This window comes from Sphingomonas rhamnosi, assembly GCF_036663615.1.
Taxonomy (GTDB): Bacteria; Pseudomonadota; Alphaproteobacteria; order Sphingomonadales; family Sphingomonadaceae; genus Sphingomonas.
Window position 1 is genome coordinate 13076 of record NZ_JAXOJJ010000004.1, and the last position, 24263, is coordinate 37338.

Genomic DNA, 24263 nt, shown 5'->3' on the forward strand with positions numbered 1-24263 from the left:
CTGATGCTATGGACGCCACCTCTGTACAGATCAGACGTTCGATGACTGACGAAACCCTTCGCTTCCGCGCCGACGTCGACCGGATCGCGCGCGACACCAACCGGCCCTTGCTGATCGCTGTTTCCGGCGGGCCCGACAGTATGGCGATGCTGGCGTTGGCCACCGAGGCGTTCCCCGGGCGCGTCATGGCGGCAACGGTCGACCACGGGTTGCGCGCGGCGGCGGCCGACGAAGCGGCGATGGTTGCCGCCTATTGCGCGACGACGGATGTCGCGCACGCCACGCTGATGCCCACCGCACCGATCGCGGGCGCGAGCATTCAGGCGCAGGCGCGGGCGAACCGCTACGCGCTGCTCGCTGATCACGCGCGCGCGGTCGGGGCCGGGGCGATCCTGACCGCGCATCATGTCGATGATCAGGCGGAGACGTTCCTGATGCGCGCGGCGCGCGGATCGGGTCTCGCGGGCCTCGCCGGCATCCGCGCACGGACCGAGATCGCCGGCGTGACGGTGTTGCGTCCGCTGCTCGACTGGCGTCGCGCGGAACTCCGCGCGATCGTCCGTCGCGCCGACATCCCGTTCGTCGACGATCCGTCGAACCACGATGACCGGCACGACCGCACGCGCTTTCGTCGGTTGCTCGACCAGAACGAATGGCTCGACCCCCCCCATATTGCCCATTCGGCGGCAACGCTGGCCGAGGCGGATAGCGATGTCCGCGCGATCGTCGCCTGGATCTGGGGGGAGCGTGCGGTCGTCGCGGGCGGGGAAGTTCGGCTGGCGACCGATGGGCTTCCGCGTGAAGTGCTACGTCGGCTGGCTCGCCGCGCGATCGGCAGCGTCCGCGCCGACGCACAGATCGTGCAGCCCGACTGGAACGACTCGGTCAATATCGAACGGTTGCTTGACGCGTTGATGGCGGGCAAGCGCGCGACGCAGGCGGGGGTCGTCGCGTCGGTCCGGGGCGGCGGGTGGCGGTTCCGCGTGGCACCGGCACGGCGCACCTGATTCCAAGCGATCTTCCGCACCTTGTTCCATTGCCATTAACCTGCGCGCGCTTATCTTGTGTCGTGAAAGGTATCCGGCACCCATGAGCGACAACGACAACCGCGGTGACAAGCCCCAGGGCCCCGACAACGGGAGCGGCGGCAACCCTTGGATGAAGAGCCTGTTGATCTGGGTCGGCATCCTGCTGGCGCTCGCGGTGTTCGTGACGATGTTCGACGGTCGTACGGCGACGGCGGGCGGCAACACGATCGCGTATTCGGCGTTTCTCGACAAGGTCGATGAAGGCACCGTCAAGGACGTCAACATCAGCCGCGACATGATCTCCGGCACGCTGTCGAGCGGCGAGAAGTTCAAGGCCTATCCGATTCCCGACGCGACGCTGGTGCCTAAGCTGCGCGACAAGGGCGTCTCGATCAGTGCCAAGCCCGAAGAGGGCCCGTCGGTGATCATGCTGTTGCTCTATCAGTCGCTGCCGTTCCTGCTGTTCCTAGGCATCGCGTTCTTCGTGCTCAAGCAGATGCAGAAGAATTCGGGTTCCGGCGCGATGGGCTTCGGCAAGAGCCGCGCGAAGATGCTGACGCAGAAGGAAGGCAAGGTGACCTTCCAGGATGTCGCCGGCATCGACGAGGCGCGCGAAGAGCTCGAAGAGATCGTCGAGTTCCTTAAGGACCCGACCAAGTTCGCGCGTCTCGGCGGTAAGATTCCCAAGGGGGCTCTGCTGGTCGGCTCGCCGGGTACCGGTAAGACGCTGCTCGCACGAGCGATCGCTGGGGAAGCCGGCGTGCCATTCTTCACCATTTCGGGCTCGGACTTCGTCGAGATGTTCGTCGGCGTCGGCGCGAGCCGCGTCCGCGACATGTTCGAACAGGCCAAGAAAAGCGCGCCGTGCATCGTCTTCATCGACGAAATCGACGCGGTCGGTCGCCATCGCGGCGCCGGGCTCGGCAACGGCAATGACGAGCGCGAGCAGACGCTGAACCAGCTGCTGGTCGAGATGGACGGCTTCGAGGCGAACGAAGGCATCATCATCATCGCGGCGACCAACCGTCCCGACGTGCTCGATCCCGCACTGCTGCGTCCGGGTCGATTCGATCGCCAGGTCGTCGTCCCGCGGCCGGACATCGAGGGCCGCATCAAGATCCTCGAAGTGCATATGAAGAAGGTGCCGCTGGCGCCCGACGTGGACGCCCGCGTGATCGCGCGCGGCACGCCGGGGTTCTCAGGTGCCGATCTCGCCAACCTCGTCAACGAAGCCGCGCTGCACGCCGCGCGCAAGGGCAAGCGTCTGGTCGCGATGGCTGAGTTCGAGGAGGCCAAGGACAAGGTCATGATGGGCGCCGAGCGCCGCAGCATGGTCATGACCGACGACGAGAAGCGGATGACCGCGTATCATGAGGCCGGCCACGCCGTCGTCGCGATGCACGAACATGCGTCTGATCCGATCCACAAGGCGACGATCATCCCGCGTGGTCGTGCACTTGGGATGGTCATGCGCTTGCCCGAGCGCGACTCGTACAGCTATCACCGCGACAAGATGTACGCGAACCTGGCCGTGTCGATGGGCGGTCGCATCGCCGAAGAGCTGATCTTCGGGTACGACAAGGTGTCGAGCGGCGCGTCGGGCGACATCCAGTACGCCACGGGTCTCGCGCGCGACATGGTCACGCGCTGGGGCATGTCTGACAAGGTCGGTCCGCTCGAATATGGCGAGCCGGAGGGTGAATCGTTCCTGGGCTATTCATCGAGCCGTCCGTCGCGGATGTCGAACGCGACCGCGCAGCTGATCGACGACGAGATCAAGCGGATCGTCGAAGGCGGCCTCGACCGCGCCAAGCATGTGCTGAGCGAGCATATCGACCAGCTTCACACGGTGGCGGGTGCGTTGCTCGAATATGAGACGCTGACCGGTGACGAGATCAAGAAGCTGATCGCCGGCGAGGACATGGATCGGCCGGTACCGGGCGCCAAGACCGCTTCGGTCCCCAAGGCCGGGACGTCGATCCCCAAGACGCGCCGTCCCAACGGTCCGTTCGGATCGCCGACGCCGCTGGGCGCCTGATCGGTTCAGGCGGCCGCAAGCTGAACGGGCGTATGGGCCGGACTTTCCAAGAGAAAGTCCGGCCCATGTCGTATCTGCGGTCCTTCGTTACCGGCCCTGTTCTGATCGGCGTCCTGATCGGTGTTGCGGCGCCCGCGAGCGCAGCGATGACGGTCGGCACGTTCCTGGAGCGCGCGAATGCGTTGCGCGACCAGGGGCCGATGGCGCTGATGTCGCCCGACCTGCCGGTGCTCAAGGCAGAAGCGAAGGCAGCGACGAACGCGCTGAAGGCCGACCGCGCGGCGCGCGCCGCGGCGGGCAAGAAGCCGATCGCTTGCGTACCGGAAGGCGAATCGGTCGGCATCATGGACATGCTCGATGGCCTTGCTGCGTTGCCAGCGGCGGACCAGAAGCGGCCGCTCAAAGACGGCTACGCGCGCGTGCTGGCGAAGCGGTTTCCGTGCTGACCGCTCATTCTCGTTAATTCCGCTGGATCAAATCGACACCCCGGCGAAGGTCTCCGCGCGGTGCTACTCGGTCAGCCCGTGCAACAAGAGCAATACGACGAACGTCGTCAACACGGCGAACGCAAACGCCAGCAGTAGAACGGTCCGCCACGCCGCGGATCGCTTGCGCAGTTCGTACGCCCCGCGCAGCTGAGCGAACATGTGCACCGGCGGCACGATCAATGCTGTGAACGCGATCGCGTCGCCGGACAGGCCGACAAGGCTGCCGAGCATCAGCGTGATCGTCATCAGCATCATGAACGCGAGCGAATAGGTAACGAAGACCGCATGATCGTACAGATGGTGTTTGCGACGCCACAGAAACAGCAGCGCCATGAACGGTACCGATAGCGGGATCAGTCCCCAGCTGTATTTGTACGCACTGGTCTGGAGTTTGTAGATGGCGAGGCCGGGGTTCGCGCTGGCCTTTTCGATGCCATGATCGAGGCGGTCCCAGCCGATTTTGATGTGCGTGAAACTGCGATTGTTTGGGTCTCCCGTTGCCGTTTCGAGCCCGCGGATCGTCGTCCTGAGTACCGCACGTTTGGTGGCGAGATCATCCGCCGACCCGTTCGCCTGTTCGGCTTCGACCTTGGCGAGCTGCGCGCGTGCGACTTCCAGTTTCGCGCGGGTTTCTGCGCTGTTCGCATTCGACGCTGCACGCTGCGCCACTTCGCTGACATCGCCGCCGACCGCGCTGATCGTCGCGAACATGAGGAACACGGTGAACAGGAACAGCGCGAGCGGCGACACGAACCGCGCTCGCTCGCCGTGCACATACCGCCGCGTCAGCGCGCCCGGATGCAGGACCAGCATCGGCAACGTACGCCAGATCTTGCCTTCGAAATGGAACACCCCATGCCCAATCTCATGCGCGATCCCGCCGAGCGAGCGATGGACGTGCCCTGCCTGGCCGCAGGCATGGCAATGCTCGCCAATCAGCCGTGTGCCACAGTTTAGGCACAGCGGCTCGCCGCCGCCATGCGCTTCCCCTGCACGCGGCTCGAACGACCGCCCGACCAGCGCCCCCGTCACGATGTCCGCCGCAGCCCCAATATCCGTCGTCATCTACGCCCCCCCGGTGTAGCAGCTACCTAACCCACCGCGTCGCTTGGCGCGAGAGGGAATGCCATGCTAGAAATTGGCATGGCCGACGCAGACATCCCGACCGCAATGATTGCCGAGATGGGTGGGCGTGCGCGTGCTGCGGCAGCGACGCTGGCCGCGTTGCCGACCCGGACGAAGGCCGCCGCCTTGTGCGCCGCCGCAAGCGCGATCCGCGCCGCCGAAGCGGCGATCCTCGACGCGAATGCGCTGGATATGGCGAAGGGGCGCGACGCCGGCTTGTCGAACGCGATGCTCGACCGACTGCTGCTCGACCCAGCGCGAATCGCTGCGATGGCGGCGGGTGTCGAGGCGGTGGCGGCGCTCGACGATCCGGTCGGCGCCGAGATCGACTCGCGCGAGCGCCCAAACGGGCTTCGGCTTTCGCGTGTGCGCGTTCCGATCGGCGTGATCGGCATCATCTACGAAAGCCGCCCGAACGTGACCGCCGACGCAGCGGCGCTGTGCGTCATGGCAGGCAATGCCGTCATCCTGCGCGGCGGGTCCGAAGCCGTGGCGAGCAACCGCGCGATCCATGAGGCGATGGCTGCGGGGCTGGCGGAAGCCGGTATCCCTGCGGACGCGGTCCAACTGGTGCCGACGACCGACCGCGCCGTGGTCGGCGCTATGCTCAAGGCCGACGGCGTCATCGACCTGATCATTCCGCGGGGCGGCAAGAGCCTGGTCGCGCGAGTCCAAGCGGAGGCGCGCGTGCCGGTGCTCGCGCATCTCGACGGCATCAACCATGTCTATGTCGATGCCTCGGCCGATCCGGCGATGGCCGAGGCGATCGTCCTGGACGCCAAGATGCGCCGCACAGGGGTGTGCGGCGCGATGGAGACGCTGTTGATCGACCGCGCCTATCCGCATGCGGCATCGTTGGTCCGCGCGCTGGTAACGCGCGGATGCGAGGTGCGTGGCGACGCGGGTCTGCAGGCGCAAGTGCCCGAACTCGCGACCGCGACCGATGCGGACTGGGACACCGAATATCTCGAGGCGATCGCTTCGGCGAGGTTGGTCGACGGTGTCGAAGGCGCGCTGACTCACATCGCCCGGTACGGGTCGCACCATACCGACGCGATCGTCGCCGAAGACGCGGTGATCGCCGAGCGTTTTCTCGCGAGCGCCGACAGTGCGATCGTCCTTTGGAACGCATCGACCCAATTCGCCGACGGCGGCGAGTTCGGGCTCGGCGCCGAGATCGGCATCGCAACCGGCCGCCTCCACGCCCGCGGTCCGGTCGCGCTGGAGGGACTGACAACCTACAAATGGATCGGTCGCGGCGCGGGGCAGGTGCGCGGTTGATGTCGGTGCTTGCGAACAGTAGGTTGGCGATATGGACGCCTTGACACCCATCACCGCGCAAATCGACAGCGATACGATGGCTATGGTCGACAGCCTTGCCGCCGAGAAGGGTATGACCGGCGCGAAATTTGCGGCGGAAGCCATCCGACGCGTTGCAAAGAGTGAGGCCGATTATCGGGCGTTCGTACAGGTCGGTATCGATGCTGCGGATCGCGGCGATGTCATCCCGCATGCGGACGTCATGGCGGAGCTCGATCAGATGATCGAGCAGCATCGGGCGCGATGCAGATAGGCTGGACGACGCCCGCGCTTGCAGATCTGCGCGGGATTAACAGATGGCCGTCATCGGAGGCCGATCCCGACTTCGCGGTTCGGACGCTGGTGGCAATACGGTTGCGGTCGCGATTTCTCGTGGATTTTCCGCGCGCAGGGCGTCCACACCGCGGCGGGCAGCGCATCCTTTGGGTGTTCGGTACCCCCTACCTCATCCGCTACCGGATTGCCGGCGAGCTTGGTGCAAGTGCTGCGCGTCCATCACGAACGGGAGCACTGGTTCATTAAACCTTGATCCGCATCGGCATCCTCGGTGGCTCGTTCAACCCCGCGCATCGCGGGCATCGCGCGATCACGCTTGCCGCGATCGATGCGTTGGCACTCGACGAGGCTTGGTGGCTCGTTTCGCCCGGCAACCCGCTAAAGGACGGCGCGCGCGACATGGCGCCATTTGCCGCGCGACTCGCCTCGGCACGGGCGATGGCGAAGCGTGCGCCGATCCGTGCGAGCGATATCGAGGCGGGTCTGCGGACCCGCTACACGCTCGATACGATCCGAAAACTGAAGCGGCGTTATCCCAAAAAGCGCTTCATCTGGTTGATGGGGGCGGACAATCTGGCCGAGTTCCATCGCTGGCGCGGGTGGCGGCAGATCGCTGCCGAGGTTCCGATTGCGGTAATCGCGCGTCCGGGATATGACGGGCGCGCCCTCGCAGCACCCGCGATGGGATGGCTGCGTCGCTTCCAACGGCCCGCAGCTAAGGCGAAGAGCTGGACGACGTGGAGATTGCCGGCACTTGTGCTGTTGCGCTTCCGACCCGACCCGACCTCCGCGACCGGCCTGCGCGCCGGCGATCCCGACTGGCACCGGCGTTTTGCCGGGCCGGTAGCCCAACCCAGGAGCTGACTTGGCCACTTCCCCTACCGTTCCCCGTGCGACCGACCCGCAAGAGGTCGAAGCACTCCACGCGCTGATCCTGGCGTCGCTTGATGACGATCAGGCGGTCGAGACGATCTCGATCCCGCTAGCGGGCAAGACGAGCATCGCCGATTACATGGTCATCGCCAGTGGGCGTTCGACGCGCCAGGTCGCGTCGATGGCGTCGAAACTCGCCGAGCGGATCAAGGGCGAACTCAAGCGTCCGACCCGGATCGAAGGGCTGCCGACCGCCGATTGGGTTCTGATCGATGCGGGCGATGTGATCGTCCACCTGTTCCGTCCCGAAGTGCGTAGCTTCTACAATCTCGAGCGCATGTGGGCGTTCGGCGATGCGCCAACCCCGCCCGCCACGCCGATGATGAGCGAAGACTGACGCGTAGGCGGCGATGCTGCTTCACATCGTCGCCCGCGGCCGGATCGGACGATCGCCCGAGGCCGAGCTGGTCGCGCGCTATCTGAAGCGCATCGCTTGGCCGACGCGGGTGACCGAGCTGCCCGACACGGGCGGCAAAATCCCGGCGCTCGAGCCGCAGACCCGGCGCGTGCTGCTCGACGAGACCGGTGAAACGCTGTCGTCGGTCGCGTTCGCGCGGATCCTCGAACGCTGGCGTGACGGCGGCGTGCGCGAGGTGCGGTTCGAACTCGGCGCTGCCGACGGTTTTGACGACGGCGCACGGGCGGAAGCCGATCTGCTCTTCTCGTTCGGCCGCGCGACCTGGCCACATCTGCTGGCGCGCGCGATGCTCACCGAACAGCTGTTCCGCGCCACCAGCATCCTTGCCAATCATCCTTACCACCGCGAAGGTTAACCCCATGCGGGTGGGGAGGGTTCTTGTGATGTGCGCCGGCGGGCTAGCGCTGGTGGGCGCCGTCCGCACGCCCGCGCTCGCGGATCAGCAGGCGCGGCTCGCGGCCGCCAAGCGCGACGCCGCGATCGCTGCCGTCCGTGCCGACCGGCTCGCCAACGCGGCTGCCGCTGAACGCGGTGCCGCCGAACGCGCGCGCGCCGACGAGCGCGCGCTCGCCGCTCGCGTGACCGCAGCAGAGGCCGATCTGGTTGCCGCGCAGGCGCGGGTGGCGATCGTCGATCGCTTGCTTGCGGCGCAGCGCGCCCGGCTCGGTACCGCGCAGGCACCCGTCGCGCGGTTGCTCGCCGCGCTGCAATCGCTGGCGCGCAGACCGACGATCGTCGCGGTTGCGCAGCCGGGGTCGGTGGACGATCTCGTCCATGTCCGCGCCGTCCTGGGTAGCGCGCTGCCAGTCGTGCGCGCGCGTACGGAGGGCGTCCGCATCCAGCTCGCCGAGACGCACCGGTTGCAGGACAGCGCGATACTGGCTGCAAAGGCTCTGCGCGACGGTCGGATCCGCCTCGAAGCCGATCGCCTCGCGCTCGCGCAGCTCGAAGCGGCGCACCGTCGACGCAGCCAGGCGCTGGGGCGGGGCGCGCTCAGCGAATCGGATCGCGCGCTCGCGCTTGGCGAACGCGCGCGCGATCTGGTCGACACGATGGCGGAGGCGGGAAGCGCCGAGGCGACCGCGGCAAGCCTTGCGGGTTTGCCCGGCCCGTCGCCGCGACCGGTCGCCGCTGGCGCGGTATGGCCCGATCCGCCGCGCGGGATCTATCGCAGGCCTGTCGCGGGCCGGCTGCTCACCGGGTTCGACGAAGTGTCCGATGCGGGCGTGCGGTCGCGCGGACTGACCTTCGCGGCGCCCGCTGGCGCGGCGGTGGTCGCGCCCGCCGCCGGCATCGTCCGCTATGCGCGCCGCTTTCGCGACTATGGGATTATCGTCATTCTCGACCATGGCGGCGGCTGGACCAGTCTGGTCACGGGCCTGGCGCGCGTCGGAGTCGCCGCAGGGCAGCGCGTCGATGCGGGCGCAATGCTCGGCGCAGCGGGCATTGGCGACGATCGGAGCATCACGGTCGAACTGCGCCGCCACGGCCGTCCGGTCGATGCTGCGGCGCTGATCGGGTAAGCGACCTCGGACGCAGAGGGGAGTCAGCCCCGGTTCAGCCCCTTGCGGCTTTGCTCACGGCGCAGATTGCCGCTAGGCTCGTTTGCACCTCCGGATCCAGGACCCTTGATGCCTCGTCCTATTCTTACCGCGACCGCGATACTCGGCGCGCTGACGCTTATTCCTATCGCGACGTCGGCGATGGCTGCGGTCGATACCGATACCTACCGCGAATTCGATCAGTTCCTCGACGTCTTCAACCGCGTGAAGGCGGACTATGTTGACAAGGTCGACGACAAGACGCTGATCAAGGGCGCGATCCAGGGCATGCTGGCGGCGCTCGACCCGCATTCAAGCTATGTCGACGCGCTCGATTACGAAAATCTGCGGATCATGACCGAAGGCAATTACGGCGGCCTCGGCCTGACGGTGCAGATGGAGGACGGCGCGATCAAGGTCGTCTCGCCGCAGGAAGACACACCGGCGGCGCGTGCCGGGGTCAAGTCGGGCGACTATATCACGCATATCGACGGCAAATTGATCTACGGCGATTCCCTCGACGAGGCGATCGGCAAGATGCGCGGCAAGCCGGGTACCAAGATCACGCTCGGGCTGGTGCGACCGGGTCGTGACAAGCCGCTCGAAGTATCGATGATGCGCGAGATCATCGTGCAGAAGCCGGTGAAGTGGGAAGTCCGCGGCGACGTCGGCTACATCAACATCAATACCTTCAGCGAAAACACCGGGGCGGACACCCGCGCCGCGATCATGAGCATCGACAAGTCGCTCGGCCACCGGCCGCTCGGCTATGTCGTCGATCTGCGCGAGAATGGTGGCGGCTTGCTGACGCAGGCGATCGCGGTGTCGGACGCGTTCCTCGATCACGGCGAGATCGTCAGCCAGCGCGGCCGCGAGAAGACCGATATTGAGCGCTATTATGCGAAACCCGGCGACGATGCTCACGGCCTGCCGGTCGTGGTGTTGACCGACCCCGGCACGGCGTCGGCGTCCGAGATCGTCGCGGGTGCGCTGCAGGATCATCACCGCGCGCTGATTATGGGCGAGCGCACCTTCGGCAAGGGTTCGGTGCAAACGGTACTCCAGCTCGGACCCGAGACCGCGCTGCGCCTGACCACGGCGCGCTATTTCACGCCGTCGGGCCGGTCCGTGCAGGAGGGCGGGATCGAGCCCGACATCAAGGTCCCGCAGATCAGCGACCCCGACTACAAGTCGCGGCCGGTGTTCCGCGAGGCGGACCTGCGCAAGCATCTGATCAACGAGATGAAGGCGGACAATTCGGTGCTCGAGGAAGACAGTAAGACCGATCCGCGCTTCGCCGAGACGCCCGAGCAGCTGAAGAAACAGGGGGTCGAGGACTTCCAGCTCTATTACGCGCTAAAGACGGTCGCGCGGCTGGGTGGCGCGGCGCAGGTCGCGGCGGCGACGAAGCCGCGGGCCAAATAGCATGACCAAGAACGAAGAGCTCGCGCGGGCTGTCGCGTTCGGGCTGCCGCTTTTGCTGCTGTTGGGGGCGCTGGGGTCGCAATATCTGGGCGGGCTGTACCCGTGCGAGATGTGCCATTGGCAGCGCTGGCCGCATTATTCCGCGGTCATGATCGCGGGCGGCGCGTTCGTCGTGCCGGGCCCCGAGATGCGTCGGTCGCTGGTGCTGATCGCCGCGCTGTTGATCGCGCTCAGCGGCGCGATCGGGGTGTTTCACGCCGGCGTCGAATATCATTGGTGGAATGGCGTCACCGCCTGCACGTCGACGATCGCGGGTGGTGCGACGACCTCGGCCGAGCGGCTGGCGGCGATCATGAACGCGCCGATGATCCGTTGCGACGTCGCGCAGTGGCGGTTCGCCGGAATCTCGCTTGCCGGGTTCAACGCGATCCTTTCATTGGGCGGCGCGCTCACCATCTTGTCTCTCATGAGGAAGACACGATGAACGGCTGGAAGCCAGGCGACGCCAAGCGCGCGACGGACGCGATGGTCCGCGTGGATCAGGCCGGTGAATTCGGCGCGATCCGCATCTATGCTGGACAGTTGGCGGTGCTGGGCGATCGCCACCCCGCCGCGCGCCAGATCCACCACATGGCGCAGCAGGAGGAACGCCACCGCGCGTTCTTCGACCGGATGATCGCCGAGCGTGGCGTGCGGCCGACGATCCTGCAGCCGATCTGGAGCGTTGCCGGGTTCGCGTTGGGCGCCGTGACCGCAGCGATCGGCCCCGCGGCGGCAATGGCGTGCACCGCGGCGGTCGAGACCGAGATCGACAAACATTATGCCGAGCAACTTGTCGAACTCGGCGACAGCGACCCCGAATTGTCGGAGGCGATCGCCGACTTTCAGGCCGAGGAACTCGAACACCGCGACACCGCGCTGGCGGCGGGTGCCGAAACCGCGTTCGGCTATCCCGTCTTGAGCGCGTTGATCCGGCTCGGCACCAAGGCGGCGATCGCGACCGCCAAACGCATCTGAGGAGTGGGCGTATGAAGAGTCTGTTGATCGCGGGTCTGTTGCTCGCCGCGCCGACGGCGGCGCAGACCGTCGCCGGACCGGCGCCGGCGCCCGCCAAACCCGTCTCGACCGCGCCGGGTCAGGTGTCGCGGAATGCGCCGATCAACGGTGTGCTGACGCTGTTCGGCAACGAACGCTGCCCGACGAATGCGAACGGTGAAGAGATTGTCGTCTGCGTTCGCCGCAGCGCGCAGGAACAGTATCGCGTTCCGAAGGAACTTCGCGAGTTCGTCGTGACGCCCGAGAATGAGAGCTGGGCCGCCAAGGCGCAGGGGGTGATGGACACCGGCGTTGGCGCCAACAGCATCGGCAGCTGTTCGGCGGTCGGCGCAGGTGGCGCGACCGGATGCTTCGGACAGCGCGTGCGGGACGCACGGGCGGAGAACCGGGCCCGCGCCGCCGACGTCCCGGTTCTCCCTTGATCACGCGGTCAGGCGTGGGCCGTTGCGCCCGGATCGCGGAGCAGGACGCTCAGTGCGTCTGGGCCGAGGTCCCGGCGCAGCGTTAGGTTGACGATCACCACGCAGGTTTCGCGCTGCTTGCGCAGATTGGGCAACCGCAGAGTCGCCTTGCTGGTGCGATAGGCGGTCAACGCGCGGGTCTTGAGCGTTCGCGCACCGTCGATGGTACGCCAGCGGATGATCGTTGCGGCTAGGCCGATAACGTCGCGCGCCGTGGTGCCAGCCTTGCGGATCCGCCCCAGGGCGCGATGCGTCATCGGGGTCTGCGCGAACACCGAGAGATCGGTCTGGCGCCACGCGACGCGAAAGCCGTCGGGCACCGCCTGCCAGCTAGGCGGTCCCGACGCCGACGATACCAGATCGTGGGTGCAGCGCTGGCAGCGGCTGAACAGGAAGCCCTGATTTTCCAGCGTGACGGGTGCGGCGCGGTGACGGGACAAGGTGCAGAGCAGGTGCATGGCGAGCGTCCGTATTGGAGGGCGGAGTCAGGTGAAGCGTTGCGAGCATGGCGAGATCGGCAGGGCCGTGTTCGAGCACATGATCGAGGTTCCAGATCTCGAAATGATCGCCCATGCCGACCAGCAGCGTCCGCTGGGCGATACCACGCCGCCCGCGCATCCACGGGGCGATCGCGATGCGGCCGCGCCCGTCGAGCTTGGTCGGCGCCACGAACCCGAAGGCACGGCGGCGGGCGGCTTCGCTCGCTCGAGCGTCGTCGTCATTGCCTTGTCGCTCGCGGTCGCGGTGGTGTCGGGCGGCAACACCCGCGCGATCATAGACAACCATGCATTGCGCTTCGTCATGCAAACCGACGAAGAGATGGTCGTTCGTCGCGCGCGACTGGATGGTGATGCAGAACGCGTCGTGCAGCGGCATGTTACCACGAACACCAATGCACGACAGTGCACTGCCGATGAAGAAATCGTCCATATATGTCCATCCACCGAATCAGAAGACGAAGAACCCGCAGGTTTTCCCGTCAACGCGTACCCAGTAACCATAGTCGGCTGGCTTCGGTTGGCTCTCACCGAGATCGTTACTGCAGGCGACTAGGCGTGAAATCGAACGATAAGTAAACAAATAATGGAGATTATTGCTTAACGGCGACGATTTTTTCGGAAAGTGTACCCAAAGTCATTTTTGTTCATTCGGGGTTGTAATTTTACGTTGCCGGAATCGCGCAAGCCTGCGGAATCACACATCAAAAGGGATGTATGGCTCAGGCCGGCTCGCATTAGGCCGATCATGACCGATTCGCGGGACCCGGCACACTCGGCGAGTCGCGACTCGAACGAGCGTTGCCAACGCAGCGAGGTCCTCCAAAGAATGCGGTTTCCGCAACGCAGGATGTTGCTGCGCCGCAAAATGCTGTCATGCGCAGCGGCATGACCAGTCGCCACACCGCGTTTGCCTTTGTCCCCGTCCTGCTGTGGTGCGGTTCCGCGCATGCGCAGTCGGTCCCCGCACCCGAGATCGTCGTTACCGGTCGCGGTTTGGAGGAGGCGCCCGGGGATCGTGCCTATGACATCGTCGTGATCGACCGCGCGCGGATCGAAGCGAATGCGAGCGACCGGCTGGAGAGCATCCTGGGTGACGTCGCGGGGCTGCAGCAGTTTCGGCGATCGGATTCGCGCAGTGCGAACCCGACGAGCCAGGGGATCAGCCTGCGTGGGATCGGCGGCAACGCGTCGAGCCGGGCGCTGCTGATTTTGGACGGTGTTCCGCAGGCCGATCCGTTCGGCGGTTGGGTGGCGTTTCCCGCTTACGCGACGGGACGGCTGGGCCGTATTCGCGTTACACGCGGCGGCGGCAGCGGGTATCAGGGGCCCGGCGCTCTGGTCGGGACGGTCGAGCTTGAAAGCGCCACGCCCGATCAACTGACGCCGTTTTCGGGAAGCGTCGCCTATGGCAGCCGCGATTCGGTCGATGCGCAAGGCTCGGCCGCCTTGGTGCGCGGATCGGGGTTCGCGACTCTGTCGGGCGCCTATGCGCGCGGCGACGGGTTTACCCCGACGGTCGCCGAAAGCCGCGGACCGATCGATCGCGCCGCGGTTTATGAGCAGGCATCCGCCGCACTACGGAGTGTCGTCAGTGTCGGTGCCAAGACTGAGCTGCAGGCGAACGTCAGCGGTTTCACCGATCGCCGCGAGCGTGGCAGCGCCTTCACCGCCAACCGCAGCGAGGGCGCCGATGCTAGCGTGCGGCTGGTTGGGCATGGCCGCTGGGCCTATTCGGCGCTTGCCTATCTGCAGACGCGCGGCTTCGCGAGCAGCTTCAACAGCATCAATGCCGGTCGCACGACCGCGATCCAGTCGCTCGACCAGTACAACACCCCGGCGACCGGGCTTGGTGCGCGGATCGAGCTGCTGCCGCCGGTCGGCGAGCATGTCACGCTGCGGGTCGGCGCCGACGTGCGCGATGTGAGCGGCAAGACGCAGGAACTGTATACGTTCGTCGCGGCCGCGCCGACGCGACGACGGGAGGCGGGGGGATCGACGCGGACAACCGGTCTGTTCGCCGATGGCAGCCTGGTTGCCGGCGACCTGACGTTCAGTCTCGGCGGCCGGATCGATTGGTGGAGCATCGACGGGGGCTATCTGTCCGAACGACCGCTCGGCGTCGGTGCTGCGCTGACCGATCTCGCCTATCCCGATCGCGACGGAAGCGAAGCGACCGGGCGAGCCGGCGTCGCCTGGCAGCCGGTCGCGGGCGTGACGCTGCGCGGGGCGGGGTATCGCGGCTGGCGGTTGCCGACGCTCAACGAACTCTATCGGCCGTTCCGCGTCGGCAGCGATGCGACTGCGGGGAATGCGCTGTTGTCGCCCGAGCGACTGACGGGGATTGAGGGCGGCGTGACGCTGACGCCGGCGCCATCGGTCAGCATCGCCGCGACCTATTTCTACAACAGACTGAAGGGGGCGATCGCCAATGTGACGACACTGACGCCGCCGCAGGTACTGCCCGGCGTCACCACCTATCGCATCCGCCAGAATTTGGATGCGGTACGCGTGCACGGGTTCGAGATCGATGCGTCGTGGCGGCCCGGGCCCGTCGGCGTGCAGGCATCGTGGTCGCACAGCACTTCGCGGGTCGAGGGATCTGGCGTGAGTGCGGCGCTCGACGGGTTGCAGCCGGCGCAGACTCCCCGAGACCAGGTGTCGGGCACGCTCGATTGGCGGCGTGATGCGCTCGCCGCGTCGCTGACGGTGCGGCATGTGGCGCGGCAGTTCGACGACGATCAGAACAGCCGCAGCCTGGCGCCAGCGACCACGCTGGATGCGTATGCGGCATTGCCGATCACGCGCGCGCTGGTGGTCGAGGCGCGGGGCGAAAACCTGTTCGACAAGCGCGTCGAGGCGGGCACGAGCGGTGTCGGGATCGTCGAGCGGGCGACGCCGCGGACACTGTGGATCGGGCTGCGTTACGCGATGCGGTGAGGCGAAAGCCCGCCGATCCAGGCGACGAGCGGATCCCATAGCGCAGTGCGCGCTCGTCCGCCGACGATCATGCCGACATGGCCGAGCGCAAGGTCACGGCGGTCGGCGAACCCGATCGCGGTCGCCGCGGGCACGATGCGGTCGGTGAGCGAGACGAATTCGACCGTGGGGCATTCCAGACGCAGCGGGTCGACGATCGTATCGCCAATAAGCCACGCGCCGCGGCCCGGGCGATCGGTTGCAATACAGTCGGCGAACAAGGTTCGCGCGGCGGCGTAAGGCAGCGGCGCACCGGTATTCGCCCAGTCCTCGAGCCGGACGAAGGCGCGCGCCGCGGGGCTGTCCGCGGGCATGCGCGCGAATGTTTCGTATTTGGCGATCGTGCGGCCCGGGTCGAGTTGCCAGAACGCTGTCTGGAGCACCTCGATCGGCAGAAGTCCGAGCGCGGAGGCGGCGGGCTCCACCGCCGTCCACATCGCCGCCAGCGCAGCGCGCGCCGGTTCGCCATAGCCCGCGAAATGCCACGGCGCGGCGATCGTCGCGACTGCTGCGACCGGCATACTGGCAGCAGCGGCGATCGCTAGCGTGCCGCCGAGACAATAGCCGACGAGTACCGGGGGCGTGGCAAGACCTGCGAGCAGCGGCACGAGCAACCGATCGACATGGTCGGCGAGATCGAGGTCACGGTCTTGGGCGGTGGGCGTTCCCCAATCGACCAGGAACGCGCGCATGCCCTGCGTCGCGATCCAGCGGAGCAGCGAGGTTTCCGCCGACAGGTCCAAGATCCCCGGCGGGTTGATCAGGGACGGCACGAACACGACCGGGCGTCCGGTGCCGCCATAATCGCGCAACGTGACGCGGCCGACCTGCGCGGCCACCGGCATGGCGGGCATCGGCGGCTCTCGAACCGCGTCCTGATACGCGTTCAGACCGGCGAGCGCGCGCGTCGTCCGGTCAGCGTCCGCTGCGGTCTCGGCCTGCAGTAGCGTCAGGAACAGCGGCAGCGGCCGGGGGCCGTGTTGCGGTGCGTCATCAAAGACTGTACCCATCGACTCAAACACAAAATGGGGGATTCATGAAAAAGCAACCGGCAGCGGACGGTATTGTCATCATCAAGAAGTACGCCAATCGGCGGCTCTACAATACCGAAACTTCGTCCTACATCACGCTCGAGCACCTCGCGGCGATGACGCGCGAGGGTCGCGAGTTCAAGGTCGTCGACGCCAAGACCGACGAGGATATCACGCACAACGTGTTGACGCAGATCATCATGGAAGAGGAAAGCCGCGGCGAGACGATGCTGCCGGTCAATTTCCTGCGCCAGCTGATCGCAATGTACGGCGATTCGATGCAGGCGATGGTGCCGGGCTATCTGGAGGCGTCGATGGACAGCTTCCGCCGCAACCACGACCAGTTCAAATCCGCGGTCGAGGGGGCATTCGCGAACTCGCCGTTCGCCGAGATCGCCAAGCGCAACATGGCAATGTTCGAGACCGCGACCCAGGCGTTCAAGCCGGGTGCAGCGGGGGCGGCCCCGGCTCCCGCGCCGACGGCGATGAACCAGGACGATGAGATCGCCGCGCTCCGCGACGAACTCGCCAACCTGAAGGACAAGGTCGAGAAGCTCAGCCACTGATGCAACCGCTGTTGTGGGGCGCGAGCGGCGGATTCGCGGTAGTGGCGCTCGCGGCGGGGCTGGGGGATCGTCGACGCCGACGCCGACGCGATCCCGATTCGGTCGGTTGGGTCGACTGGCCGACGGTGCAGATGCTAGCGCTGATCGCGCTCGCGGTCACCGTCGGCCTCGCGCTCAAGGCCTGACGAAGCGGCGGTCGCGACGGAGATGGACGACCGTGTGCCATTTGCCGCGTGGGACGGTGAAGACGACCCGGTAGTCGCGCGCCAGCGCCGCCTTAACAATGCGCAGCGTGTCCGGATTGTAGACCGAAGCGCGACGGTCCGAAGTGACGACCACTGGGGGGCGGTTCGCCATGATGCGTCGGACCTCGGCCGGCTGGTCGACGCCGATCGCACCCTGCTCCGTGGCGTAGGAGAGCAGGTTGGGGAACGCATACGCCGTCGGCACGCAAGCGTGCGCGAGGTGATAGGTGATCGAGTGGCCGACAAACACGTAGGGACATTCGCGGCCGATATTGGCCTGAACCACGGCGGCGACGGCGCGCGCCGCGTCGCGGTCGTCGGGCGATACGACACGGTCGACGATCAGGATCGCGGCTGGCACGACCAGCGCGAAGGCGAGTATGCGGCGCGAGCGCCCGAGCGTCAGCGCGGCGATAATCGCGAACGGCGCGACCAGCGGCAGGCCGTAGTGATCGAAGAAGGTGCCGATGATCAGGAACCCGACCATCGCCGCGGCGACCCAGGCGAACGCGATCGTCATGGTCTCCGCAGCAAGACCTTCGCGGGGGCGACGGCACCAGGTGAGCCCCGCGGCGACCAACAGCGGCAGGAGCTGTGCGACGATGCTGAGCAGGCGGATCGCGAGCCGGGCGGCCGAATAGCCAGGGCGCAGGCCAATCGAGGTGACATTGGCGAACCAGAAGGCTTCGAACACCCCCGGTCCCTTGGCAAAGTACCAGCCGATCGCCGCGAGCGTCGGTGCCACCCCCATCGCCATCCACAGCAGCGCCGCGGCGACGATCATGCGCGCCCGCGCGCCTGCACGGTGCAGGAACCAGCAATGCGCGAGACCGAAAAACGCGCCCTCGAACAGCGGCGTATACTTCATCTGGATGGCGATACCCGCCAGTAGACAGGCGATGGCGCCGCTGCCGACGATCGCACCGACCTGTCGGCTCGCCGCCTTCGCGGGTAGCCGCAAGGTCAACAACGCGGCGAACGCCATCGGCAAATTGTAGAAGACCGGTGCCTGCCCTCCGCCGCCGCTGAGCAGCGATAGGCTCGCGAGATAGAGCACGCCCGCCGCACAGGCGCCGCGCCGGTTCGCGCCGAGCGTTCGCGCCGCGACTGCGACGATCACCGCCGTTGCCCAGGCGAAGGCGGTCGCGACAAGCTGATAGGCGAGGATGCCGTCGCCGGGCAGCAGGCGAATCGCGGCGTATAGCGCGAACAGGCCGATCGGCTTGCGGTCCCACAGGTCGATATAGGGCACCGCGCCGTGGAGCAAATGGTCGCCGACGAGCAGATAATATTGCTCGTCGGCGTCGATCACCGGGTTGCCGAAATCCCAGCCGCGGATCGCCAGCGCGACCAGCAGCAGGAGCATGGCGATCCCCACCCGGCCGGGTCGGGATATGGTCAATAGAAATTCCGAAGGGTCAGCGTCCGCACAGCGCCGTCGCAGCCGGTGAGTTCGACCACGCGGCCGGGCTTGCCGACCGCCCAGGTCGCAAGCGCACTGGTCGGATAATCGGTCGGGATCGCGGTGCCGTCGATACGGCAGATCGTGTCGCCGGCCTTCCACCCCGCAGCGGCTGCAGGACCGCCGCGCATGACGTGGAGGACCTTCAGCCGGTCACGCTCGACCCCGACGAGTAGGCCGCTGGTCGAACGCAGCGGCGGAGCGTCGGCCCTGGGGCCGGGGGCGAGGATCATGCGGCCGGCACCGGGATCGAGCAGCACGCGGTAGTTCTGCAGGAAGCCCGAGCCGATCCGCCCCGCGGTGCCAATCGATTGCGAGAAGCCGCCCGGTGGCTCGACACGGACCTCGACCGACCGCGCGGTCAGCTGGCCGAGCTGGATCGCCGGTACGATGGCGAGGCCGCTGACCGCTGCGCCGCCGAGCCCGAACGCGATCGTCGTGGTGGTTGGCAGGCGCGTAAGCCTCGCCGCCTTCCAGCCGGCGTCGCTGACCGTGATCGACGATCCATCGCCGGTATCGACCACCAGCGGGGTAAGCGGGTGGTCTCCAAGAGTCGCGCGGCTTTCATAGACCTGGCGTTTGGCGGAGATGGTCAGCGGCGCGGTAGCGCCGGTGAACGGCATCCGCCCCGATCGGAGCAGCCGAAAGCGGCGCCCGGCATAATCGATATCGAGCGCATACGGCGCGACCAGGTCTCGACCGACCAGCAGGTCGACCGAGTCGGCGCTGCCGGTGGCGATCGCAGGCAGTTCGGCAACCGTGACGCCCCCGCCGGTGCGGGCGAGGCCGCCGAGGTTCAGCGTGCGCGTCGGCATCCATTGCAGCGCGACCTGTCCGCCGATCGCAGTCGCGGATCCACCGGCGACCAGCTTCGCACGGTCGATCGCCGAGGAGGTTTTCGCCAGCAGCGTGTAGCTGACGCCGGTATCGAGGATCGCGGTGACGGCGCGGCCGTCGAGCTGCATCGTGAAGCGGATCTGGTTGCCCGGGGTCAGGTCGAACGGCACCCAGTGGCCTTCACTGTCTTCGGCCAGGCGAGCGGCGCCCGGATCGCGCGACGCAGGGCCGATGGAGTCGGGGACGGCTCCGATCAGCGGCAGAAGGGCAAACAGAATGGCGAGACGCATGCTGCCGCCTACCGTGTTCCTGCGCGGGCAGGAACCGGGGTTGTTGGCCACTGCGCTTGTACCCTGGGCTCCTGCCGACGCAGTGAGCACGCCATGCCTCAGAGGCACGCCTCCAGATAGGCCTGGTCGAAGCCGAACTGCCGCGCCTTGTCGAGCGTGTAGGGGCGCAGACCCATCGATCGGTATTCGCCGACGATCTTGCCGTCCGCCGATTCGTCGAGATATTCGAACTTGAACAGCTCCTGCGTGACGATCACCGGGCCTTCCATGCCGATCACTTCGGTGATGTTGGTCACGCGGCGTGAACCGTCGCGCAGGCGCTTCACCTGGATGATCAGCTCGACCGAATCGGCGATCTGGCGGCTGATCGCTTCCTTCGGCACCTTGATGTCCGACATCATCACCATGTTCTCCATACGCGCCAGCGCCTCGCGCGGGGAGTTGGCGTGGAGCGTGCACATCGAGCCGTCGTGACCGGTGTTCATGGCGGCGAGCATGTCGAAACACTCGGATCCACGGATTTCGCCGAGGATGATGCGATCCGGGCGCATACGCAGTGCGTTCTTGACGAGGTCGCGGATGCTGATCTCGCCCTGGCCCTCCAGATTGGCGGGCCGGGTTTCGAGCGGGAGCCAGTGCGGCTGTTGCAGGCGAAGTTCCGCTGCGTCCTCGATCGTCAGCACGCGCTCGCCGGGGTCGATCATTTTCGACAGCGCGTTGAGCATCGTCGTCTTGCCCGAGCCGGTACCGCCCGAGATGACGACGTTGAAGCGCGAGGCGCCGGCGATCTTGAGCGCGGTCGCCATCTTCGGCGACATGCTGCCGAAGCCCGCCATCATGTCGAGCGTGATCGGCTTGGCCGAGAATTTACGAATCGAGATCGCAGTGCCGCGAAGCGACAGCGGCGGTACGATGACGTTGACGCGGCTGCCGTCCTTGAGGCGGGCGTCGGCGAGCGGCGTGGTCTGATCGACGCGGCGGCCGACCGAATTGACGATCCGCTGCGCGATCTGGAACAGATGCTCCTCGTCGCGGAACTGGATCGGCGCCAGTTCCAGCTTGCCCTTGCGCTCGACGTACGTCTGCTCGGGACCGTTGACCATGATGTCGGTGATATTCGGATCGCTGAGCAGCTCCTCGAGCGGTCCGAGGCCGAGCAGTTCGTCGACCAGCACCTTTTCCAGCGCGAACTGCTCGCGGCGGTTGAGCGTCAGCTTCAGCTCGGCGAGCACCTCGCCGATGATCGGGCGGAATTCCTCGGCGAGCTCGTCCTTGCCGAGCGTCGCGGCCGCTTCGGGGTCGACGCGTTCGAGCAGGCGGGGGAGGACCTGTTCCTTGATCTTGTGGATCGACTGTTCGAACCCCTCGACGCGGCTGTTGCCGGCCTCGCCGCTGGCGTTCTGACGATCGGACAGGCGCTGCATCGCTTCCATCGCGCCGCCGGGCATGGTGCCCGACAGGCCGTCGCTCTCGCCCGGAAGCGGCAGCGATTCGATCGGCGGGAACTGGCTGCCGCCTTCGGGTTCGGGCCGGGCGGCGGGGCCGCCACCTTGCATCGGCCGCGCCACGCCGAACGCCGGCCGCGCCGCGGTTCCTCCACCCATGCCATTACGACGCCCGAACGCACTCATGCCTTGTCCTTCATGGTTGCCATCGGATTAGGCGCGAAGCCTTGAGATTTCATAAACCAGGTTCCAGCCGTGCATGGCGCACGATAGGAAGCGCGATGATCCTGCGCCTTCTGTTCATGCTCGCTCTGGTCCTGGGTTTCACGGCACCCGCGGCGGCAGACGATATCGCGGCCACGGGCCGCGGCGTGGTGCGGATCGTGACGATCGCGGTGGTCGACGACCAGGTGGTCGGATTCGGCCATGGCAGCGGGTTCGCCATCGCGCCGAACCGGATTGTCACCAACGCGCACGTCGTCGACCTCGCCGAGCGCTACCCCGACAATGTCGTGATCGGCGTCGTGCCATCCGAAGGCGACAAGTCGTACCAGGGCCGTGTCATCGCCTATGATTCGCAGGCCGACCTGGCGCTGATCGAGTTTAGCGGTGCGCGGTTGCCACAGGCGGCGTTGTATACTGGTCCGGTGACCGAGGGAGACCCGGTGGTCTCGCTCGGCTTTCCCGGTAATGTCGACGTGGCGACGGCGCGGTCGGCGGCGGATTATATCCGGCCGATGTCGCCGGTGCGGTCCGAAGGCGTCTTTTCGGGGCGGCGGACGCTGACCAATGTCGAGGTTCTGCTTCATACCGCGAGCATCGCCCGGGGTAATTCGGGCGGGCCGCTGCTCGACCGGTGCGGCCGGGTGATCGGGGTCAATTCGGCGATCACCCATGCCGAGGAGGGCGATGCGACGTTCGGGTTCGCGATTGCCGATACCGCACTGGCGACGTTCTTGCGCGAGGCGAAGCAGCCCTATGCCTCGGTCGGGACGCCATGCACCTCGATCGAGGAGCGGATGCGGCAGGATAGCGATGCTGCGGCGCGGGCGGTGACCGATGCGGCGACGGCGCGGCGCGAGGCGGCGACTCAGGCCGGGCTGGCGCGGGAAACCGCGGTGGAGACGGCGCGGGTCGCGGCGCAGCGCTCCAGGGAGAATGTGATGGCGATCGCGGTGCTGCTTCTGGTCGGCGGGGCGCTGGCGATCGGCGGGGCGGGTTTGTTCGAGACGCGCGGCGAGCGGACCCGGGCGCTGTGGGCACTGGGCGGGGGTGCGGTCGGCGTGGTTGCGGCGGTCGTGGTGTTCGTGGTGCGGCCGTCGGGCGAGGTCGTCGTTCCGATGACGCCGGCGGCGCGGGCGGCGATCGTCGCCGATGCGACGCTCGGCAAGCTGGTGTGCCGGCTGGTTCCCGACCGCAGCCGGGTGACGGTGTCGTCGAGCCAGGACGTGTCCCTCGACTGGGGCAAGGGCGGGTGCATGAACGGCCGGACGCAATATGTCGCGGCGAGCGGTCGGTGGGAGCGGGTGCTGGTGCCGGATGCCGAGCAGACCGTGTCGGTGCTGGCGTTCGATCCGGCGACGCGGACCTATGCCAATACCCGGTATCTGATGTCCGCGGCCGGGATGGCAGCGGCGCGGACCGCGCGGGGTGCCGTTTCAAAGACGTGCACGGCGGACGAGACCGCGCTGGCGAAGCTGGGTGCGGCGCAGGCGGCGGTGCGGGCGACGTTGCCGCCGCTGCCGAACGAGAAGCTGGTCTATTCCTGCACATCGGCGCGCTGAGCTTCCGCGGCGAGTAGCGCGCGCTTGCGATCGAGGCCGTAGGCATAGCCGCCGAGCGCGCCGCCGATCCGCTGGGCGCGGTGGCAGGGGACGATGATCGAGACCGGGTTCTTGCCGCACGCGCTGCCCGCCGCGCGGACCGCACTGGGGTTGCCGGCGAGCGCGGCGAGTTCGCTGTAGGTGCGGGTTTCGCCGAGCGGAATAGTGCGCAGGGCCTGCCAGATCGCCTCCTGGAATGCGGTGCCGCGGACGTCGAGGGGGAGGTCGCAGTCGAGGCCGGGGGTCTCGACTTCGGCGACGACTTTGGCGGCCAGGTCGCCGAGCGCCGCGTCGGCCTCAATGATCGTCGCGTTCGGGAAGCGGAGCCGGAGCGCCGCCGCGTCCTCGTCGAACGAGACGCGGCACAGGCCCTTGTCGGTCGCGGCGACGAGCATCGGCCCCAGGCTGGTGGCAGCGATCGTCCAGCGGATCGTGACGCCTTCGCCGCCGCGGACCCAGGCGCTGGGCGCCATGCCGAGCCGCTTGGCGGCGTTCGCGTAGAAGCGGCTGGGGGCGGCATAGCCGGCGTCGTAGATCGCCTCCGTCACGGTGTTCTCCTCGGTCAGCGCGTCTGCGGCGCGGGTGCTGCGCCGGGCGCGGGTATAGGCGGCGGGGGTGACGCCGGTGGCACGCTTGAACAGGCGGTGGAAATGATGCGGGGCGTAGCCGACCTGGGTGGCGAGCGTGTCGAGATCGATGCGGTCCTCGGCGGCGTCGAGCAGTGCGAGCGCTTGAGTGACGGCGATGCGGTCGCGGCCGATTTCGTCGGGCTTGCAGCGCAGGCAGGCGCGGTAGCCGGCGTCGCGGGCTTGGGCGGGGTCCGTATAGAAGGTGACGTTGCGGCGATGCGGGTGGCGCGCCGGGCAGCTCGGCTTGCAATAGATATGTGTGGTGCGAACCGCGACGACGAACCGGCCGTCATGCGTGCGGTCGCGGGCGGCGAAGGCGGTCCAGGCGGTTTCGGGGTCGGGGATCATGA

General features: G+C 67.1%; 26 protein-coding genes. 19 read left to right on the forward strand and 7 right to left on the reverse strand.

Annotated elements, in window-relative coordinates:
• Positions 1–41 precede the first annotated feature (41 nt).
• From tilS to U1701_RS09635, 3 genes are all read left to right on the forward strand, one after another.
• Positions 42–1007: a tRNA lysidine(34) synthetase TilS gene (gene tilS / locus U1701_RS09625; protein WP_332782353.1), complete on the forward strand. Its 966-nt coding sequence runs from the start codon at positions 42–44 to the stop codon at positions 1005–1007.
• Between the two features lie 82 nt (positions 1008–1089).
• Positions 1090–3066 (forward strand): ATP-dependent zinc metalloprotease FtsH, encoded by a 1977-nt coding sequence (gene ftsH / locus U1701_RS09630; RefSeq protein WP_332782354.1) that lies wholly within the window; start codon positions 1090–1092, stop codon positions 3064–3066.
• A gap of 65 nt (positions 3067–3131) precedes the next feature.
• Complete coding sequence (locus U1701_RS09635; protein ID WP_332782355.1) at positions 3132–3512, forward strand: hypothetical protein; 381 nt, start codon at positions 3132–3134, stop codon at positions 3510–3512.
• A gap of 63 nt (positions 3513–3575) precedes the next feature.
• Here U1701_RS09635 and U1701_RS09640 read toward each other — a convergent pair whose 3' ends face one another.
• Positions 3576–4619: a DUF3667 domain-containing protein gene (locus U1701_RS09640; RefSeq protein WP_332782356.1), complete on the reverse strand. Its 1044-nt coding sequence runs from the start codon at positions 4617–4619 to the stop codon at positions 3576–3578.
• Positions 4620–4697: 78 nt separating this feature from the next.
• Between U1701_RS09640 and U1701_RS09645 the strand changes: the two genes are divergently transcribed.
• From U1701_RS09645 to U1701_RS09690, 11 genes are all read left to right on the forward strand, one after another.
• Positions 4698–5960: a glutamate-5-semialdehyde dehydrogenase gene (locus tag U1701_RS09645; protein ID WP_332782357.1), complete on the forward strand. Its 1263-nt coding sequence runs from the start codon at positions 4698–4700 to the stop codon at positions 5958–5960.
• A 40-nt stretch (positions 5961–6000) separates the two neighbouring features.
• On the forward strand, positions 6001–6252 hold the full coding sequence (locus U1701_RS09650; protein WP_332782358.1) for a CopG family ribbon-helix-helix protein: 252 nt from the start codon (positions 6001–6003) through the stop codon (positions 6250–6252).
• Positions 6243–6521, forward strand: a complete 279-nt coding sequence (locus U1701_RS18725) for a type II toxin-antitoxin system RelE/ParE family toxin (RefSeq protein ID WP_443026026.1) — start codon at positions 6243–6245, stop codon at positions 6519–6521. The genes U1701_RS09650 and U1701_RS18725 overlap by 10 nt, the downstream gene beginning before the upstream one ends.
• Before the next feature lie 6 nt (positions 6522–6527).
• On the forward strand, positions 6528–7139 hold the full coding sequence (locus U1701_RS09655) for a nicotinate-nucleotide adenylyltransferase (RefSeq protein ID WP_332782723.1): 612 nt from the start codon (positions 6528–6530) through the stop codon (positions 7137–7139).
• Position 7140: 1 nt separating this feature from the next.
• Positions 7141–7545, forward strand: a complete 405-nt coding sequence (gene rsfS, locus U1701_RS09660) for a ribosome silencing factor (RefSeq protein WP_332782359.1) — start codon at positions 7141–7143, stop codon at positions 7543–7545.
• Positions 7546–7558: 13 nt separating this feature from the next.
• Entirely contained in the window at positions 7559–7981 is a 423-nt protein-coding gene (locus tag U1701_RS09665) for a 23S rRNA (pseudouridine(1915)-N(3))-methyltransferase RlmH (RefSeq protein ID WP_332782360.1), read from the forward strand.
• A gap of 4 nt (positions 7982–7985) precedes the next feature.
• The gene (locus U1701_RS09670; protein ID WP_332782361.1) at positions 7986–9149 is read left to right on the forward strand and encodes a murein hydrolase activator EnvC family protein; all 1164 of its coding nucleotides are present in this window, start codon (positions 7986–7988) and stop codon (positions 9147–9149) included.
• A 108-nt stretch (positions 9150–9257) separates the two neighbouring features.
• Positions 9258–10592 carry a S41 family peptidase gene (locus tag U1701_RS09675; RefSeq protein WP_332782362.1) on the forward strand — a complete coding sequence of 445 codons (1335 nt, stop codon included), beginning with the start codon at positions 9258–9260 and terminating at the stop codon, positions 10590–10592.
• Position 10593: 1 nt separating this feature from the next.
• Complete coding sequence (locus U1701_RS09680) at positions 10594–11076, forward strand: disulfide bond formation protein B (RefSeq protein WP_332782363.1); 483 nt, start codon at positions 10594–10596, stop codon at positions 11074–11076.
• On the forward strand, positions 11073–11609 hold the full coding sequence (locus U1701_RS09685; protein WP_332782364.1) for a demethoxyubiquinone hydroxylase family protein: 537 nt from the start codon (positions 11073–11075) through the stop codon (positions 11607–11609). The genes U1701_RS09680 and U1701_RS09685 overlap by 4 nt, the downstream gene beginning before the upstream one ends.
• Positions 11610–11620: 11 nt before the next feature.
• Positions 11621–12070: a hypothetical protein gene (locus tag U1701_RS09690; RefSeq protein ID WP_332782365.1), complete on the forward strand. Its 450-nt coding sequence runs from the start codon at positions 11621–11623 to the stop codon at positions 12068–12070.
• An 8-nt stretch (positions 12071–12078) separates the two neighbouring features.
• Here U1701_RS09690 and U1701_RS09695 read toward each other — a convergent pair whose 3' ends face one another.
• On the reverse strand, positions 12079–12567 hold the full coding sequence (locus tag U1701_RS09695) for a hypothetical protein (RefSeq protein WP_332782366.1): 489 nt from the start codon (positions 12565–12567) through the stop codon (positions 12079–12081).
• Here U1701_RS09695 and U1701_RS09700 point away from each other — a divergent pair.
• Together U1701_RS09700 and U1701_RS09705 are read left to right on the forward strand one after the other, a co-directional pair.
• Positions 12566–13162: a hypothetical protein gene (locus U1701_RS09700; RefSeq protein ID WP_332782367.1), complete on the forward strand. Its 597-nt coding sequence runs from the start codon at positions 12566–12568 to the stop codon at positions 13160–13162. The genes U1701_RS09695 and U1701_RS09700 overlap by 2 nt on opposite strands.
• Before the next feature lie 332 nt (positions 13163–13494).
• Positions 13495–15546, forward strand: coding sequence for a TonB-dependent receptor (locus U1701_RS09705; protein WP_332782368.1), 2052 nt, complete (start codon positions 13495–13497; stop codon positions 15544–15546).
• Here the strand turns inward: U1701_RS09705 and U1701_RS09710 are convergent.
• A complete protein-coding gene (locus tag U1701_RS09710) occupies positions 15531–16595 on the reverse strand; it encodes a polyhydroxyalkanoate synthase family protein (RefSeq protein WP_332782369.1) in 1065 nt (354 codons plus the stop codon). The genes U1701_RS09705 and U1701_RS09710 overlap by 16 nt on opposite strands.
• Positions 16596–16621: 26 nt before the next feature.
• Between U1701_RS09710 and phaR the strand changes: the two genes are divergently transcribed.
• Together phaR and U1701_RS09720 are read left to right on the forward strand one after the other, a co-directional pair.
• Complete coding sequence (gene phaR, locus U1701_RS09715; protein WP_332782370.1) at positions 16622–17182, forward strand: polyhydroxyalkanoate synthesis repressor PhaR; 561 nt, start codon at positions 16622–16624, stop codon at positions 17180–17182.
• Entirely contained in the window at positions 17182–17367 is a 186-nt protein-coding gene (locus U1701_RS09720) for a hypothetical protein (protein WP_332782371.1), read from the forward strand. The genes phaR and U1701_RS09720 overlap by 1 nt, the downstream gene beginning before the upstream one ends.
• Here U1701_RS09720 and U1701_RS09725 read toward each other — a convergent pair.
• The 3 genes from U1701_RS09725 to U1701_RS09735 all read right to left on the reverse strand — a co-directional run bounded on the left by U1701_RS09725 (position 17357) and on the right by U1701_RS09735 (position 21647).
• Positions 17357–18793 carry a glycosyltransferase family protein gene (locus U1701_RS09725; protein ID WP_332782372.1) on the reverse strand — a complete coding sequence of 479 codons (1437 nt, stop codon included), beginning with the start codon at positions 18791–18793 and terminating at the stop codon, positions 17357–17359. The two genes, U1701_RS09720 and U1701_RS09725, sit on opposite strands and share 11 nt — an antisense overlap.
• A 32-nt stretch (positions 18794–18825) precedes the next feature.
• Positions 18826–20016, reverse strand: a complete 1191-nt coding sequence (locus tag U1701_RS09730; protein ID WP_332782373.1) for a pepsin/retropepsin-like aspartic protease family protein — start codon at positions 20014–20016, stop codon at positions 18826–18828.
• A 98-nt stretch (positions 20017–20114) separates the two neighbouring features.
• Positions 20115–21647 (reverse strand): TadA family conjugal transfer-associated ATPase, encoded by a 1533-nt coding sequence (locus U1701_RS09735; RefSeq protein ID WP_332782374.1) that lies wholly within the window; start codon positions 21645–21647, stop codon positions 20115–20117.
• A gap of 95 nt (positions 21648–21742) precedes the next feature.
• On the opposite strand from U1701_RS09735, the gene U1701_RS09740 reads away from it, so the two are divergent.
• On the forward strand, positions 21743–23245 hold the full coding sequence (locus U1701_RS09740; protein ID WP_332782375.1) for a S1C family serine protease: 1503 nt from the start codon (positions 21743–21745) through the stop codon (positions 23243–23245).
• On the opposite strand, the gene ada is transcribed toward U1701_RS09740, so the two are convergent.
• Positions 23221–24261 (reverse strand): bifunctional DNA-binding transcriptional regulator/O6-methylguanine-DNA methyltransferase Ada, encoded by a 1041-nt coding sequence (gene ada, locus U1701_RS09745; protein WP_332782376.1) that lies wholly within the window; start codon positions 24259–24261, stop codon positions 23221–23223. The genes U1701_RS09740 and ada overlap by 25 nt on opposite strands.
• Positions 24262–24263: the final 2 nt, after the last annotated feature.

What these genes read in the sequence shown, in the direction of transcription:
- tilS (WP_332782353.1), top strand. Translation starts at nt 42, where the DNA reads ATGACTGACGAAACCCTTCGCTTCCGCGCCGACGTCGACCGGATCGCG.
- ftsH (WP_332782354.1), top strand. Translation starts at nt 1,090, where the DNA reads ATGAGCGACAACGACAACCGCGGTGACAAGCCCCAGGGCCCCGACAAC.
- U1701_RS09635 (WP_332782355.1), top strand. Translation starts at nt 3,132, where the DNA reads ATGTCGTATCTGCGGTCCTTCGTTACCGGCCCTGTTCTGATCGGCGTC.
- U1701_RS09640 (WP_332782356.1), bottom strand. Translation starts at nt 4,619, where the DNA reads ATGACGACGGATATTGGGGCTGCGGCGGACATCGTGACGGGGGCGCTG.
- U1701_RS09645 (WP_332782357.1), top strand. Translation starts at nt 4,698, where the DNA reads ATGGCCGACGCAGACATCCCGACCGCAATGATTGCCGAGATGGGTGGG.
- U1701_RS18725 (WP_443026026.1), top strand. Translation starts at nt 6,243, where the DNA reads ATGCAGATAGGCTGGACGACGCCCGCGCTTGCAGATCTGCGCGGGATT.
- U1701_RS09665 (WP_332782360.1), top strand. Translation starts at nt 7,559, where the DNA reads ATGCTGCTTCACATCGTCGCCCGCGGCCGGATCGGACGATCGCCCGAG.
- U1701_RS09670 (WP_332782361.1), top strand. Translation starts at nt 7,986, where the DNA reads ATGCGGGTGGGGAGGGTTCTTGTGATGTGCGCCGGCGGGCTAGCGCTG.
- U1701_RS09675 (WP_332782362.1), top strand. Translation starts at nt 9,258, where the DNA reads ATGCCTCGTCCTATTCTTACCGCGACCGCGATACTCGGCGCGCTGACG.
- U1701_RS09680 (WP_332782363.1), top strand. Translation starts at nt 10,594, where the DNA reads ATGACCAAGAACGAAGAGCTCGCGCGGGCTGTCGCGTTCGGGCTGCCG.
- U1701_RS09685 (WP_332782364.1), top strand. Translation starts at nt 11,073, where the DNA reads ATGAACGGCTGGAAGCCAGGCGACGCCAAGCGCGCGACGGACGCGATG.
- U1701_RS09690 (WP_332782365.1), top strand. Translation starts at nt 11,621, where the DNA reads ATGAAGAGTCTGTTGATCGCGGGTCTGTTGCTCGCCGCGCCGACGGCG.
- U1701_RS09700 (WP_332782367.1), top strand. Translation starts at nt 12,566, where the DNA reads ATGGCGAGCGTCCGTATTGGAGGGCGGAGTCAGGTGAAGCGTTGCGAG.
- U1701_RS09695 (WP_332782366.1), bottom strand. Translation starts at nt 12,567, where the DNA reads ATGCACCTGCTCTGCACCTTGTCCCGTCACCGCGCCGCACCCGTCACG.
- U1701_RS09705 (WP_332782368.1), top strand. Translation starts at nt 13,495, where the DNA reads ATGACCAGTCGCCACACCGCGTTTGCCTTTGTCCCCGTCCTGCTGTGG.
- U1701_RS09710 (WP_332782369.1), bottom strand. Translation starts at nt 16,595, where the DNA reads ATGGGTACAGTCTTTGATGACGCACCGCAACACGGCCCCCGGCCGCTG.
- phaR (WP_332782370.1), top strand. Translation starts at nt 16,622, where the DNA reads ATGAAAAAGCAACCGGCAGCGGACGGTATTGTCATCATCAAGAAGTAC.
- U1701_RS09720 (WP_332782371.1), top strand. Translation starts at nt 17,182, where the DNA reads ATGCAACCGCTGTTGTGGGGCGCGAGCGGCGGATTCGCGGTAGTGGCG.
- U1701_RS09725 (WP_332782372.1), bottom strand. Translation starts at nt 18,793, where the DNA reads ATGCTCCTGCTGCTGGTCGCGCTGGCGATCCGCGGCTGGGATTTCGGC.
- U1701_RS09730 (WP_332782373.1), bottom strand. Translation starts at nt 20,016, where the DNA reads ATGCGTCTCGCCATTCTGTTTGCCCTTCTGCCGCTGATCGGAGCCGTC.
- U1701_RS09735 (WP_332782374.1), bottom strand. Translation starts at nt 21,647, where the DNA reads ATGAGTGCGTTCGGGCGTCGTAATGGCATGGGTGGAGGAACCGCGGCG.
- U1701_RS09740 (WP_332782375.1), top strand. Translation starts at nt 21,743, where the DNA reads ATGATCCTGCGCCTTCTGTTCATGCTCGCTCTGGTCCTGGGTTTCACG.
- ada (WP_332782376.1), bottom strand. Translation starts at nt 24,261, where the DNA reads ATGATCCCCGACCCCGAAACCGCCTGGACCGCCTTCGCCGCCCGCGAC.